Annotated in this window: 13 protein-coding genes; 1 reads left to right on the top strand and 12 read right to left on the bottom strand. The window is 62.7% G+C overall.

The genetic code is table 11. The features are described from left to right. Positions 1 to 70: 70 nt before the first annotated feature. Positions 71 to 1162 carry a TraB/GumN family protein gene (locus DYZ14_RS09130; protein ID WP_154720373.1) on the top strand — a complete coding sequence of 364 codons (1092 nt, stop codon included), beginning with the start codon at positions 71 to 73 and terminating at the stop codon, positions 1160 to 1162. A gap of 27 nt (positions 1163 to 1189) precedes the next feature. Here the strand turns inward: DYZ14_RS09130 and DYZ14_RS09125 are convergent, their stop codons facing one another. From DYZ14_RS09125 to DYZ14_RS09070, 12 genes are all read right to left on the bottom strand, one after another. Then, positions 1190 to 1690 (bottom strand): cytochrome b, encoded by a 501-nt coding sequence (locus tag DYZ14_RS09125; protein WP_154720372.1) that lies wholly within the window; start codon positions 1688 to 1690, stop codon positions 1190 to 1192. 115 nt (positions 1691 to 1805) lie between these two features. Next, complete coding sequence (lpdA, locus tag DYZ14_RS09120; RefSeq protein WP_154720371.1) at positions 1806 to 3212, bottom strand: dihydrolipoyl dehydrogenase; 1407 nt, start codon at positions 3210 to 3212, stop codon at positions 1806 to 1808. Positions 3213 to 3249: 37 nt separating this feature from the next. Beyond that, positions 3250 to 3753, bottom strand: coding sequence for a hypothetical protein (locus DYZ14_RS09115; RefSeq protein WP_154720370.1), 504 nt, complete (start codon positions 3751 to 3753; stop codon positions 3250 to 3252). Position 3754: 1 nt separating this feature from the next. Continuing rightward, positions 3755 to 4390, bottom strand: coding sequence for a LysE family transporter (locus DYZ14_RS09110; RefSeq protein ID WP_154720369.1), 636 nt, complete (start codon positions 4388 to 4390; stop codon positions 3755 to 3757). Positions 4391 to 4485: 95 nt separating this feature from the next. Further along, positions 4486 to 5718, bottom strand: coding sequence for a 2-oxoglutarate dehydrogenase complex dihydrolipoyllysine-residue succinyltransferase (gene odhB, locus DYZ14_RS09105; protein WP_154720368.1), 1233 nt, complete (start codon positions 5716 to 5718; stop codon positions 4486 to 4488). A gap of 59 nt (positions 5719 to 5777) precedes the next feature. Continuing rightward, positions 5778 to 8774, bottom strand: a complete 2997-nt coding sequence (locus tag DYZ14_RS09100) for a 2-oxoglutarate dehydrogenase E1 component (protein ID WP_154720367.1) — start codon at positions 8772 to 8774, stop codon at positions 5778 to 5780. Between the two features lie 162 nt (positions 8775 to 8936). Next, positions 8937 to 9839 carry a succinate--CoA ligase subunit alpha gene (gene sucD, locus DYZ14_RS09095; protein ID WP_154720366.1) on the bottom strand — a complete coding sequence of 301 codons (903 nt, stop codon included), beginning with the start codon at positions 9837 to 9839 and terminating at the stop codon, positions 8937 to 8939. An 18-nt stretch (positions 9840 to 9857) separates the two neighbouring features. After that, positions 9858 to 11051, bottom strand: coding sequence for an ADP-forming succinate--CoA ligase subunit beta (gene sucC, locus DYZ14_RS09090; protein ID WP_154720365.1), 1194 nt, complete (start codon positions 11049 to 11051; stop codon positions 9858 to 9860). A gap of 32 nt (positions 11052 to 11083) precedes the next feature. Next, complete coding sequence (gene mdh, locus DYZ14_RS09085; protein WP_115670365.1) at positions 11084 to 12046, bottom strand: malate dehydrogenase; 963 nt, start codon at positions 12044 to 12046, stop codon at positions 11084 to 11086. 178 nt (positions 12047 to 12224) lie between these two features. After that, the gene (gene zapE, locus DYZ14_RS09080; RefSeq protein WP_154720364.1) at positions 12225 to 13388 is read right to left on the bottom strand and encodes a cell division protein ZapE; all 1164 of its coding nucleotides are present in this window, start codon (positions 13386 to 13388) and stop codon (positions 12225 to 12227) included. A gap of 71 nt (positions 13389 to 13459) precedes the next feature. Continuing rightward, positions 13460 to 13984 carry a protease inhibitor Inh/omp19 family protein gene (locus DYZ14_RS09075; protein WP_115670532.1) on the bottom strand — a complete coding sequence of 175 codons (525 nt, stop codon included), beginning with the start codon at positions 13982 to 13984 and terminating at the stop codon, positions 13460 to 13462. A gap of 195 nt (positions 13985 to 14179) precedes the next feature. Further along, on the bottom strand, positions 14180 to 14959 hold the full coding sequence (locus DYZ14_RS09070) for a succinate dehydrogenase iron-sulfur subunit (protein ID WP_154720363.1): 780 nt from the start codon (positions 14957 to 14959) through the stop codon (positions 14180 to 14182).

Genomic DNA, 14959 nt, shown 5'->3' with positions numbered 1-14959 from the left:
TTAACCACATGCGTTAAGGGAACGTCAGGAGGCGGGCCGCTAGATTGCCGCGATTGAAACGGACATCCCCATGATCGCGCACTCCTTCGACCGGCTTCGCCAGCGAAATCCCTTTTCCTCTGCCGGCGACGTCGCGCTCTGGCTGATCGCCGCGCTGCATGTGGCCCTGCTCGTCGCCACCGCTTTCGTGCTGTTCTCCGTCTCCCCGGCGAGAGCGGCGGAACCACCGACCTGCACCGGCGAAGACCTGTTGCCCGCCCTGCAAAAGACCGATCCCGCCACCTACGACAAGATCGTCGCCGAGGCAGCCAAGACGCCGAACGGCAAAGGCATATTCTGGAAGATCGAGAAGGCGGGCGTCCAACCTTCGTACCTTCTCGGCACGATGCACGTCACCGATCCGCGTGTGCTGACCATGCCGGAATCCGCACGCAAGGCGGCTGCCGAAGCCTCGACCATCGTCATCGAATCCGACGAGATTCTCGACGAGAAGAAGGCTGCGGCGGCAATGCTGATGCATCCCGAACTGACCATGTTCATGGACGGTTCGACGATCCGCGATCATATGTCAGCAGAGGATGCCGAAAAGCTGGAGAAGGGCCTCAAGACCCGCGGTCTCGCCCTTGCAGCTGTGGCGCGCATGAAGCCATGGATCCTGTCGAGCTTCGTCGCCCTTCCCGCCTGCGAACTTGCCCGCAAGGCGGCCGGCGCTTCCTTCCTCGACAAGCACATCGCCGAAGACGCGATCAAGGCGGGCAAGAAGGTCGCAGGCCTGGAGACCCTGGCGGAACAGTTGCAGGCGATGGCCGACCTGCCGGTCGAATTCCATCTGCAGGCGCTGATCGAGACGCTGGAACTTGGCGACAGGATGGACGACGTCATCGAGACCATGACCGGACTCTACCTCACCGGCGACATCGGCATGACGATGCCCACGCTCGAGGCGGTTGCGCCCACCGAGCTCGGCAAGGACGAAAGCGCCTATGCCGCCTTCGAGAAACGAATCGTCACCGACCGCAACAGGATCATGGCGGAACGCGCAGCCCCGCTGCTGTCGGAGGGCAACACCTTCATCGCTGTCGGCGCCCTGCACCTGCCGGGCGCCGAGGGGCTGGTAGAACTCATCCGTCAACAGGGCTTCACGGTCAGCGCCGTCGAGTAACGGCGGCGCCGACCTTGTCGGGCAGTCTCAGCCCTTGGTCATGCGTTGCGCCACGGGCGTCTTCCAGACGAACTGGTGGACCAGAACCGCCCCGACATGCGCGACGATCAGGACCCACATGACGAGCTTCATCGGGCCTGCATGCGGGCCGCCGGCAGCTTCCACCCCGCCGTAATAGGCCAGCGCCCCGCTGATCGGCATGGCGAAGAACAGCAGGTAGAAGGCACCGTGGGCGACCTTGGCGGCAAGCCTTCCCAGCGGCGGCTCCTCGGCGGGGGCCTCCGGCGCGCCATGGGTGAGGCGCAGAACCACCCGGATAACAGCAAGACAGAGCACGGCGATGCCGACATAGGCATGGATATTGGCCGATGCGATCATGTCGGGTGTCGGGGTCTGTCCCTCTTCGACCGCCTCAGAAAGCTCTTCCATCGCTTCGGCGAAAAGCAGGTTGAACAGGATGAGACCGGCCATCAGCCAGTGAATGAGACGTTGAGGAATAGAATAGGACAAAACGGGGGAGGACGCCATTTTCTTGCCTTTCGTCAATCGGTTAAGGGCAATTGCGTCCGGATGATAAAGGCCGCGCCCTGCTTGGCAAGGCGCGGCCCGGAAGATGGAGAAGATTTAACCTTCAGATGGCCAATTACATATGGATCGGCTTGAAGAAGGTTGCGAGCGCTGCCTCCTTGACGGCTTCCGACATGGTCGGATGCGCATGGCAGGTGCGGCCGAGATCTTCCGACGAACCGCCGAACTCCATCAGGACTGCGGCCTCGTGGATCATCTCGCCGGCGCCGAAGCCGACGATGTGGACGCCGAGAACCCGGTCGGTCTCCTTGTCGGCCAGAACCTTGACGAAACCGTCGGTCGCCTGCATGGCGCGGGCGCGGCCATTGGCGGTGAACGGGAACTTGCCGGCCTTGTAGGCGACGCCCGCGGCCTTCAGCTCTTCCTCGGTCTTGCCGACGGAGGCGACTTCCGGCTGGGTATAGACGACGCCCGGAATGACGTCATAGTTCACATGGCCGTGCTGGCCGGCGAGGATTTCGGCAAGCGCCACGCCTTCGTCTTCCGCCTTGTGGGCGAGCATCGGACCCTTGACCACGTCGCCGATGGCATAGATGCCGGCGACATTGGTGCGGTAGTGGCCGTCGATCTCGACGCGGCCGCGACCGTCCAGCGCAACGCCGGCTTCGGCAAGGCCGAGGCCCTCGGTGTAGGGCTTGCGGCCGGTGGCGATCAGCACGACGTCGGCATCGATCGTCTGGGCTTCGCCGCCCTTGACCGGTTCGAAGGTGACCTTCGCGCCGTTTTCGGCCTTCTGGACGCCGGTGACCTTGGCGCCGAGGTTGAATTCCATGCCCTGCTTGGCGAGCATGCGCTGGAACTGCTTGGAAACGTCGCCGTCCATGCCGCCGAGGATCGTATCGAGATATTCGACGACGGTGACCTTGGCGCCGAGGCGCAGCCAGACCGAGCCGAGTTCGAGGCCGATGACGCCGCCACCGACGACCACCATCTTGCCCGGAACCTTGTCGAGCGCGATGCCGCCCGTGGAGGACACGATGACCTTCTCGTCGATCTCGACGGCGACGCCGGGAATGCCGGCGACGTCTGAGCCGGTGGCGATGACGATGTTCTTGGTCTCGATGATCTGCTCCTCGCCCTTGTCATTGGTGACGGAAACCTTGCCCGCGGAAACGACCTTGCCGGTGCCCTGGAAGCCGTCGATCTTGTTCTTCTTGAACAGGAAAGAGACGCCCTCGACGTTTGCCTTCACCGTCGCGTCCTTGTGCGCCATCATCTTTTCAAGGTTCAGCTTCGGTGCGGCAACCTCGACGCCCAGCGTGTCCATGCCGTGGGCGGCATGGTGGAACATCTCGGAGGCGTGCAGCAGCGCCTTGGACGGAATGCAGCCGACGTTCAGGCAGGTGCCGCCATAGGTGGCACGCTTTTCGACCACGGCCACCTTGAGGCCGAGTTGGGCCGCCTTGATCGCGCAGACATAACCGCCCGGACCACTTCCGATTACCACCACATCATAAGCCATCGTATCGTTCCTTCGACTGTTACAGTGCCGTCGCCCCTCAGGCCTTGGGCGAACATTGTTTGAATGAGAAAATATCCCAGGGCGTGACCTTCATGGCCGCACCAAAGGAAGACGCTGCGATCGCCGGCCCGAAGCCCGGCAGGATGAGGCTGTCCGGCGCATCGGCGCCTTCATCAGGGATCAGATCAACCTGCCCGGTCGCCTTGTCGGCCGCATAGATAATGCCCTTCCAGATGGTGCAGGCGGCGATGTCCGCGCCCGTCACGTCGCCCTCAGGGCAATTGTCGAGCGCCATTGCTACCGGCCGCTCGATTTCCGGGTCGTAGAGCACATGCCCATCGACCTTCATCTTCGCATTCGACGAAACGAGCGAGAATCGATGGCTGAGCGGCGTATTCTCGCCACTTGCATCGAAACGAAGCTCAACACCGGCTTCCGGTTCCGCATAGACGGCGCGTTCAATTGGACAATCAACCGCGGCGGCCGGGAAAACGCCGACGATCCAAGCCGCAGCGATTGAGAACGTCAGGCGCATCTTCATCTCAGTTGGCCCTTGCCGCCGCGAGTTTCAGGCCGAAAGCAATGAACACGAGGCCCGAAGCCCGGTTGATCCACTTGCTCATGCGGGCAAAGACCGAGCGCATGCGCGGCGTGGTCATGAAGAAGGACACACCGACGAACCAGGCAATCAGGCAGGTCGCCATGACCAGGCCATAGCCGAACTTCACCGTGCCCGGCGTCGAGGCGCTGACCAGCGCCGAGAAGATCGACAGGAAGAACAGGACCGGCTTCGGATTGAGCGCATTGGCGAGGAAACCGAGGCCGAAGGCGCGAAAGGCGCTCTGCCGGGGGGCTTCCGCTTCGCCGGATGCAGGAGAGAGGTCCGTCGCGCCGGCACGGAGCGCCATCACGCCCATGTAGACGAGATAGGCGGCGCCCACCCACTTGATGATGGCGAAGAGCAGCAGCGATTGCGAAATGATGAGCCCGAGACCGAGGATCGTATAGGTCACATGAAACATCAGCGACGTGCCGATGCCGACGCTGGTCAGGATCGCCGCGCGCCGTCCGTGCACCATGGCCTGGCGCATGACCATGGCCGTGTCGGCTCCCGGCGCGACGATCGCGAAGGAGAAGACGGCCATCAGCGAGGCGAGTTCCAGGAGATAGGCGTGCATCTTCGCTTTCCTTCCGACGTCGTGGCGGCCCTTGGACCGACACTATGCCGGATCGAACGGGAGGCCACCAGAGGCAGCCTCCCAGAGGATCGGTCTTAGAGATCGAGAACCAGACGCTCCGGATCTTCCAGGCTTTCCTTGACGCGCACCAGGAAGGTGACCGCTTCCTTGCCGTCGACGATGCGATGGTCGTAGGAGAGCGCGAGATACATCATCGGCCGGATGACGACCTGGCCGCCGATGGCGACCGGACGCTCCTGGATCTTGTGCATGCCGAGGATGCCCGACTGCGGGGCATTCAGGATCGGCGAGGACATCAGCGAACCGTAGACACCACCGTTGGAGATGGTGAAGGTGCCGCCCTGCATGTCGGCCATCGACAGCGCGCCGTCACGGGCGAGCTTGCCGAGGCGACCGATATCCTTCTCGATCTCGGCGATCGACATCTGGTCGGCATCGCGAACGATCGGCACGACCAGGCCCTTGTCGGTCCCGACGGCTACGCCGATGTGGCAGTAGTTCTTGTAGACGATGTCGGTGCCGTCGATCTCGGCATTGACCGCCGGGAGTTCCTTGAGCGCGTGGGTCACGGCCTTGGTGAAGAAGCCCATGAAGCCGAGCTTCACGCCATGCTTCTTCTCGAAGATGTCCTTGTACTTGTTGCGCAGGCTCATGACCGCCGACATGTCCACCTCGTTATAGGTGGTCAGCATGGCCGCCGTGTTCTGGGCATCCTTGAGGCGTTTGGCGATTGTCTGGCGCAGGCGGGTCATCTTGACGCGCTCTTCGCGAACCGCATCGTCGGCGGCCGAGGGCGCGCGCGGAGCAGCCGCCGGGGCCGGCGCGGCAGCCGTCGTCACACCCTTGGCGACGGCTGCGATCACGTCTCCCTTGAGAACCTGGCCACGCTTGCCGGTGCCTTCGACCTGGTCGGCCGAAAGATTGTTTTCAGCCAGCATCTTGGCAGCGGCCGGAGCGGCCGGCATGGAGCCGGAGGCAGCAGCAGGAGCGGAAGCTGCCGGTGCGGCGGGGGCGGCAGCGGCCGCAGGTGCGGCCGGCTTCGCCGGTTCTGCGGAAACAGCGCCGGCGGCGCCTTCGGCGATCTGGCCGAGGAGAGCGCCGAGACCGACGGTTTCGCCGTTCTGGGCAACGATTTCCGTCAGGACGCCGGAGGCCGGCGCGGGGACCTCGACGGTAACCTTGTCGGTTTCCAGTTCGACGAGCGGCTCGTCGGCCTTGACGACGTCGCCGACCTTCTTGAACCAGGTGCCGATGGTGGCTTCGCTGACGGATTCACCCAGGGTGGGTACGCGGATTTCTGTGGCCATGATCTCAATTCCGTTGATCAGAGAATGTTTCTGTCGATGGGTCTCGGCGGTGGGAGGCATCAGCCCCCCAGCGCATCCTCGAGGAAGGCTTCGAGCTGGGCGAGATGCTTCGACATCAGGCCCGTCGCCGGCGACGCTGCGGCCGGACGACCCGTATAGCGCACACGCTGGTACTTGGCGTCGATATGGGCGAGCACCCATTCGAGATAGGGGTCGATGAACGACCACGCGCCCATGTTCTTCGGCTCTTCCTGGCACCACACCATCTCGGCATTGCGGAACCGCGAAAGCTCGTTGATCAGCGCCTTGGCCGGGAACGGATAGAGCTGTTCGATGCGCAGCAGGTAGACATCGTCGATGCCGCGCTTTTCGCGCTCTTCCAGCAGATCATAGTAGACCTTGCCGGTGCACATCACGACGCGCCGGATCTTGTTGTCCTTCTGCAGCTTGATCGGGCCGTCCTTGATGATCTCGGCATCGTCCCAAAGCAGGCGGTGGAACGAGCTCTCACCGGCCATTTCCGAAAGGCTCGACACCGCACGCTTGTGGCGCAGCAGCGACTTCGGCGTCATCAGGATCAGCGGCTTGCGGAAGTCGCGCTTCACCTGGCGGCGCAGTATGTGGAAGTAGTTCGCCGGCGTGGTGACGTTGGCGACCTGCATATTGTCTTCGGCGCACATCTGCAGCCAGCGCTCGAGGCGGGCGGACGAATGTTCCGGACCCTGCCCTTCATAGCCGTGCGGAAGCAGGCAGACGAGACCGGACATGCGCAGCCACTTGCGCTCGCCAGACGAGATGAACTGGTCGAAAACGACCTGCGCACCATTGGCGAAGTCGCCGAACTGGGCTTCCCACAGCGTCAGCGCATTCGGGCGGGCCAGCGAATAGCCGTATTCGAAGCCGAGCACCGCTTCTTCGGAGAGCATCGAGTTGATGACCTCGTAGCGGCCCTGGTTGGGCGCCAGATTGGCGAGCGGAATGTAGCGATCTTCGGTTTCCTGATCGTAGAGTACCGAATGGCGCTGGCTGAAGGTGCCACGTTCGCAATCCTGGCCCGAGAGACGGATCTTGGTACCCTCGACGCAGAGCGAACCGAAGGCAAGGGCTTCGCCCATGGCCCAGTCGATCCCCTCTCCCGTCTCGGCCATTTGCGCGCGATTGTCCATGAAGCGCTGGATCGTGCGGTGCGCCTTGAAGCCCTCGGGAATGGTCGACAGCTTGCGGCCGATCTCTTTCAGCTGCTTCATCGGCACAGCGGTCTTGCCGCGGCGCTGTTCGTCGGCATTGTCGGCGGTCCTCAGACCCGACCAGGCGCCGTCCAGCCAGTCGGCCTTGTTCGGCTTGTAGGCCTGACCTGCCTCGAACTCCTGCTCGAGATGGGCGCGCCAGTCGGCCTTCATCTTCTCGAATTCGCCTTCGGTGATCAGGCCTTCGGCGATCAGACGCTCGGCATAGAGCTGAACGACGGTCTTGTGGGCGCGGATCGCCTTGTACATCTTCGGCTGCGTGAACGCGGGCTCGTCGCCTTCGTTATGGCCGAAGCGGCGGTAGCAGAACATGTCGACCACGACCGGCTTGTGGAACTTCATCCGGTATTCGGTGGCGATCTTGGCGGCGTAGGTAACCGCTTCCGGATCGTCGCCGTTGACGTGGAAGATCGGTGCCTCGATCATCTTGGCCACGTCGGACGGATAGGGCGACGAGCGCGAGAAGGCCGGATTGGTGGTGAAGCCGATCTGGTTGTTGATGATGAAGTGCATGGTGCCGCCGACGCGGTGACCGCGCAGACCCGACAGGCCGAGGATTTCGGCCACGACGCCCTGTCCGGCAAAGGCCGCATCGCCATGCAGCAGCAGCGGCAGAACCTTGACGCGTTCCTTGAGCGGAATGATGTCGCCGTCCCAGACCTTGGCCAGCTGGTCCTGCTTGGCGCGTGCCTTGCCCATGACGACCGGGTTGACGATTTCCAGGTGCGACGGGTTGGCCGTCAGCGACAGATGGACCTTGTTGCCGTCGAATTCGCGGTCGGAGGACGCGCCCAGGTGATACTTGACGTCGCCCGAGCCTTCGACTTCGTCGGGCTTGAACGAACCGCCCTTGAATTCGTGGAACACGGCGCGATGCGGCTTGGCCATCACGTTGGTGAGCACGTTCAGGCGGCCGCGATGGGCCATGCCGAGGACGATCTCCTCCAGGCCTTCCTGGCCGCCGCGCTTGATGATCTGCTCCAGCGCCGGGATCAGCGCTTCACCGCCGTCGAGGCCGAAGCGCTTGGTGCCCTTGTACTTGACGTCGATGAACTGCTCGAAGCCCTCTGCCTCGATCAGCTTCGACAGGATCGCCTTCTTGCCGTTGTCGGTGAACTCGACGCCCTTGCCCGGACCTTCGATGCGTTCCTGGATCCAGTGCTTTTCTTCCGGATTGGAAATATGCATGAACTCGACGCCAAGCGTCGAGCAATAGGTCCGCTTGAGGATGTCGAGCATTTCCGGAATGGTCGCGTATTCGAGACCAAGCACGTTGTCGATGAAGATCTTGCGGCTGTAATCGGCCTCGGTGAAGCCATAGGCGCTCGGCGAAAGCTCGTTGAAGTCCTCGACGGGAGCGGCGATGCCGAGCGGGTCGAGATTGGCATGAAGGTGACCGCGCATGCGGTAGGCACGGATCATCATGATGGCGCGCACCGAATCGCGGGTCGCCTGAAGCACATCGGCTTCGCTCGCCGGTTTGCCGGTTGCGGCGGCGGTAGCCTCGACCTTCGCCTTGACCTTGGTTTCGATGGCCTTCTCGACCACACCCCAATTGCCGTCGAGCGCCGAGACGAGGTCGCCATTGGCGGCGATCGGCCAGTTCTTGCGCTGCCAGGAGGCACCGGCGGCGGCTTTCTTCACATCGGCCGGGTTTTCGGCGAGCGCCTTGAAGAAGGCCTGCCATTCGTCGGGGACGGATTTCGGATCGTCCTCGTAACGCGCGTGGAGCTGCTCGATATAGGCAGCGTTCGAACCGTCGAGGAACGACGTGATCTGAAACTGCTCGTTGGCTTCTTGCCTTGCCATGGTGTCTTGCGAGCCTTTGCGCCCGCCTCCCGACTTGAGGTGATGACCGGGGACCGGTCTGCCGCTTGCTTGGATCGCCCCGTGACGACCCAGTAGTTAAAACGCCAAATCAGGCAGGCGGACCCTAAGCATGGTCCCCCTGCCTGTTGTTGTTAAGGGGTCTCAGCCCTTGAGGACTTCAACCAGGGTCTTGCCCAGGCGTGCCGGCGAAGGCGAAACCTTGATACCGGCCGCTTCCATGGCCTCGATCTTCGATTCCGCATCGCCCTTGCCGCCGGAGACGACCGCGCCTGCGTGACCCATGGTGCGGCCCTTCGGAGCGGTCCGGCCGGCGATGAAGCCTGCCATCGGCTTCTTGCGACCCTTCTTGGCTTCGTCGATCAGGAACTGGGCCGCGTCTTCTTCGGCCGCACCGCCGATTTCGCCGATCATGATGATCGAGGTGGTGGCCGGGTCGGCCAGGAACAGTTCGAGCACATCGATGAATTCGGTGCCCTTGACCGGGTCGCCGCCGATACCGACAGCGGTGGTCTGGCCGAGGCCCTCGTTCGAGGTCTGGAAGACGGCCTCATAGGTCAGCGTGCCGGAGCGCGAGACGATACCGACCGAACCCTTGCGGAAGATCGAGCCCGGCATGATGCCGATCTTGCATTCTTCCGGGGTCAGGATGCCGGGGCAGTTGGGACCCAGCAGGCGCGACTTGGACTTGTCGAGCTTGGCCTTGACCCGCACCATGTCCATGACCGGGATACCCTCGGTGATGCAGGTGATGAACGGGATCTCGGCTTCGATCGCCTCGATGATCGCGTCTGCGGCACCTGCCGGCGGAACGTAGATCACGGTCGCGTCGGCGCCGGTCTTTTCCTTAGCCTCGGCGACGGTGGCGAAGATCGGCAGGCTTTCGCCCTTCGAGCCGGCCCAGGTTTCGCCACCCTTCTTCGGGTGGATACCGCCGACCATCTGCGTGCCGTAATAGGCGAGCGCCTGCTCGGTGTGGAAGCTACCGGTCTTGCCGGTCAGGCCCTGGACGAGGACCTTGGTGTTCTTGTTGACGAGAATCGACATTGTTTCCGGTCCTTCAAATTAGCCGTTGATCGCCGCGACGATCTTCTTCGCCGCGTCGTCCAGATCGTCAGCGGCGGTGATCGCCAGACCGGACTCGTTGAGGATTTTCTTGCCGAGCTCGACATTGGTGCCTTCCAGGCGCACGACGAGCGGAACCTTGAGACCAACTTCCTGGACGGCAGCGACAACGCCCTCGGCGATGACGTCACACTTCATGATGCCGCCGAAGATGTTGACGAGGATGCCCTCGACCTTCGGGTCGGCGGTGATGATCTTGAAGGCAGCCGCGACCTTCTCCTTGCCGGCGCCGCCGCCGACGTCGCAGAAGTTCGCCGGCTCCTTGCCGTACAGCTTGATGATGTCCATCGTCGCCATGGCGAGACCGGCACCATTGACCATGCAGCCGATATTGCCGTCGAGGGCGACATAGGCGAGGTCCCACTTGGAGGCTTCGATTTCCTTGGCGTCTTCTTCGGTCTCGTCGCGCAGCGCGCGCACGTCGTCGTGACGGAACAGCGCATTGCCGTCGAACGACATCTTGGCGTCGAGAACGCGCAGATGGTCATTCTTCATGACGATCAGCGGGTTGACTTCGAGGAGAGCCATGTCCTTTTCGACGAAGGCCTTGTAGAGCGCCGGGAAGAGCGACTTTGCGTCTTCGGCGGCAGCACCGGTCAGCTCGAGAGCCTTGGAGATGGCGGCGATATCGGCAGCCGTCACGCCGGCTTCCGGGTCGATGGCGATGGTGTGGATCTTCTCGGGCGTGTCATGGGCGACAGCCTCGATGTCCATGCCGCCTTCGGTCGAAACGACGAAAGCGACGCGGCCGACGGAGCGGTCGACCAGCAGCGAGCAATAGAGTTCGCGAGCGATGTCGGCGCCGTCTTCGATGTAGAGACGGTTGACCTGCTTGCCGGCTTCGCCGGTCTGGGCCGTCACCAGCGTGTTGCCGAACATTTCCTTGGCATGGGCCTTAGCTTCGTCGATCGAGAAGGCGAGGCGAACACCGCCCTTGGCGTCGGGGCCGAGTTCCTTGAACTTGCCCTTGCCGCGGCCGCCGGCATGGATCTGGCTCTTGACCACGTAGAGCGGGCCGGGAAGCTGCTTGGCGGCAGCCTCGGCTTCTTCCGCCGAGAAGATCGCCACGCCTTCGGCGACCGGTGCGCCATAGCCCTTCAGAAGAGCCTTGGCCTGATATTCATGAATGTTCATCGTCTAGTCCCTAGTTCTGGGCCGAATGGCGGTTACTTGAGGGCGGGGGCGATATTGATGCAGGCTTCGCAGAGGCCGGCAACCGCGCCGACGGACTTCTGGAAGGCTTCTTCTTCGGCCTTGTTGAATTCGACTTCGATGATGCGCTCGACACCGCCGGCGCCGATGATCGTCGGCACGCCGACATACATGTCCTTCACGCCGTACTGGCCGGAAAGGTAGGCGGCGCAGGGCAGGACGCGCTTCTTGTCCTTGAGGAAGGACTCGGCCATTTCGATCGCCGAGGCGGCCGGTGCGTAATAGGCCGAACCGGTCTTCAGCAGGCCGACGATTTCGGCGCCGCCGTCACGGGTGCGCTGGATGATTTCTTCGAGGCGCTCCTTGGTGACCCAGCCCATCTTGACGAGGTCGGTGAGCGGGATGCCGCCGACGGTCGAGTAGCGGGCGAGCGGCACCATGGTGTCGCCGTGGCCGCCGAGAACGAAGGCGGTGACGTCCTGGACCGAAACCTTGAATTCTTCAGAGAGGAAGAGGCGGAAGCGAGCGCTGTCGAGAACGCCGGCCATGCCCACGACCTTGTTGGTCGGCAGGCCGGAGAACTTCTGCAGCGCCCAGACCATGGCGTCGAGCGGGTTGGTGATGCAGATCACGAAAGCGTTCGGGGCATATTTCTTGATGCCGGCGCCGACCTGTTCCATGACCTTGAGGTTGATGCCGAGAAGGTCATCGCGGCTCATGCCGGGCTTGCGGGCGACGCCGGCGGTGACGATGCAGACGTCTGCGCCTTCGATGGCGGCATAGTCGCTGGCGCCGGTCAGCTTGGCATTGAAGCCTTCGACCGGGGAGGACTGAGCGATATCGAGGCCCTTGCCCTGCGGGATGCCGTCGGCAATGTCGAACAGGACAATATCGCCCAGTTCCTTGAGGCCGGCGAGATGCGCCAGCGTTCCACCAATCATTCCAGAACCGATAAGAGCGATCTTGTTGCGCGCCATTGAAGTGCTTCCTTTTAGATCCAAAACCAAAGCTGACGGCCTCGTTTAGCCGGGCATTGTGAAAATTCGCATAACGACAGTTGAGAAAAACTGCAACCGATTAATTCGGAGGCAATATTTTCAATCGGTTAGATCATAAAAGTCTTACGTAAACGTCAAAAATTATGACGCATAAGCGTCACACTTCAGCGCGCCGACCATCGTGAAGCGCCAGATAGTCGGCACTGCGCATCTCGAACAACCGAGAAACGGTCCGGTCGAACTCGAAACCCTCCGTGCCCTTCTTCTCGGTGAGAAGCGCCTCCGGCATCGCCACGGCGGAGGCGAACAGCCGAACCGACGCGTCGTAGAGTGCATCGATCAGGATAATAAAGCGTTTCGTCTCGTTTCGCCGGGCTGGCCCGAGATGGGGGATCTGGTCGATGAAAACCACGTCGAAACGCTTTGCGATCTCCAGATAGTCGGAAGCGCCGAGCGGCTGCTCGCACAGCTGCGCAAACGTGAAGCGCGCAGCCCGACCAACGGCACGCGGAACGGAGACGGACCGCCCCTTCATCTCGATCTCGGTCGGCACTTCGGGACGCCCTTGGGTAATCCGCTCCCAGGCCAGGTCCATCAGACGGGCCGCCTCCGCATCGAGCGGCGCCACATAGACGGGCAGGCTTTCCAGCTTCTCCAGCCTGTAGTCGGTTGGCGAATCCAGCGTCGTCACCTCGACATGGCGCTTGAGCAACTCGATGAAGGGGAGAAACAGGCCCCGGTTCAGACCGTCCCGATAGAGATTGCCGGGTTCGACGTTAGACGTCGCGACCAGCGTGCAACCCTGGGCAAAGAGTTCGGTGAACAGTCGCGACAGGATCATCGCATCGGCGATGTCGGTGACGGTGAACTCATCGAAACAGAGGAGTTCGGCCTCCTCACGCAAGGCTGCGGCAACGGGAGGAACGGGGTCGGCCTGGCGCGTCTCGCCATTCTTCAGCTTGATCCGATGGGCGTGGATCCGGGCATGCACGTCGGCCATGAACTCGTGGAAATGGGCACGCCGCTTCTTCTCGACGGGGGCCATCCTGAAGAACAGGTCCATCAGCATGGTCTTGCCGCGACCGACGCTGCCATGCACATAAAGTCCGCGCACCGGTTGCAGCGGCTTGCGCTTCTGCGCGAACATCCAGCCGAGCGCGCTCTTCTTGGCGGCCGGCCGGCGCTGCTTCATCTCATGAAGAATGCGGTCGAGTTGCACGGCCACGGCCATCTGGGCCTTGTCGGGCTGGAGGGTGCCGGCCTCCGTCATCGAGCGCAATTGCTCGGCGACGCTCATCGCATAGTCTGGGATGGGCTGCATGCGCAGGCTCCGCTTGGGCAGGCGGGCGGGATCGCCGGAGCGATCACCGCGCAAGGGATGAGGGATGGTGTTTAGCGGCTGAGGCTGATCGGCTGGCCGGTATTGGTGGTGCCGTCATATCGCGCATCGGCGGACTTGTAGAGGCGGCCGAGCACGTTGCCGCTGCGGTCCTTCAGCACCACCTGCTTGCCGGCGACTTCCCACGACCCCATGGTTGTCAGCGGGCCGGCACAACCGCGCGTGCCGCCACGCGAACCGCTGCCGAGATTGGTGAGTGTCAGGAACATGTCGCACGAGGCGCCGGCGTTGGAGACGCGCCAGTTTCCGACCATGGATTCCTTGGTGATGTCGAGCGCCGTGGCAGGCGCGACATCGGTTGCAGCCGTCTGGGTGGCAGGGGCCGGCGCGGCCGGGAAGCCGGATGGCGAAGTGGCGCCGGGCGGCGGCAACTGTCCCGACTGCACGGAAGGAACGGGTTGAGCTTCAAGCGGCGGCAGGGCGGAGGAACTGGATTCCATCCCGCTGAACGATGTACGCTGGCAGCCTGCCAGAGACAGAAGGATCGCGACGCCTGTCGCCGCATGTTTCAACTTCATCATCACACTCCCGGTTGACCGCGTAGGGCCGGTTGTCGTCCCGAAACAAGGCGGAATTATCGCGAAAGGGACGATCGAATCAAGTCACTAGCAGATACATGAAACGGCGGGACCTCCAAAGGAGATCCGCGCCGGTCAGCACTTACATGGGTCGCCAGATCAGAAAGGCAACCTGCGGGCTGCCTGTTTGAACGATCAGACGCGACGCTCGACCATCATCTTCTTGATCTCCGCGATCGCCTTGGCCGGATTGAGGCCCTTGGGGCAAGTCTGCGCGCAGTTCATGATGGTGTGGCAGCGATAGAGCCGGAAGGGGTCTTCCAGATTGTCGAGACGTTCGCCGGTCGCTTCGTCCCTGGAGTCGATCAGCCAGCGATAGGCCTGCAAGAGGACGGCCGGACCGAGATAACGGTCGCCGTTCCACCAGTAGCTCGGACAGGAGGTCGAGCAGCAGGCGCACAGAATGCACTCGTAGAGACCGTCGAGCTTGAGGCGATCCTCATGGCTCTGCTTCCATTCCTTGGCCGGCGGCGGCGAAACCGTCTTCAGCCAGGGCTCGATCGAACGGTGCTGGGCGTAGAAGTTGGTGAGGTCAGGCACCAGGTCCTTGACCACCGGCAGATGCGGCAGCGGATAGACCTTCACGGTGCCGCCGATCTCTTCCATGCCCTTGGTGCAGGCGAGCGTGTTGGTGCCGTCGATGTTCATCGCGCAGGAACCGCAGATGCCTTCGCGGCAGGAGCGGCGCAGCGTCAGCGTCGGGTCGATATTGTTCTTGATGTAGAGAAGGCCATCGAGAACCATCGGGCCGCAGTCGTCGACATCGATGTAATAGGTATCGATGCGCGGGTTCTGCCCGTCGTCCGGGTTCCAGCGATAGATCCGGTATTCGCGGACGTTCTTGGCACCGGCCGGCTTCGGCCAGACCTTGCCTTCACTGATCTGCGAATTTTTCGGAAGGGCGAGTTCAACCAT

It is taken from the genome of Ciceribacter sp. T2.26MG-112.2 (assembly GCF_900492205.1).
In the GTDB taxonomy this organism is placed as follows: Bacteria; Pseudomonadota; Alphaproteobacteria; order Rhizobiales; family Rhizobiaceae; genus Allorhizobium; species Allorhizobium naphthalenivorans_A.
This window is presented reverse-complemented; position numbering and strand designations above follow the sequence as displayed.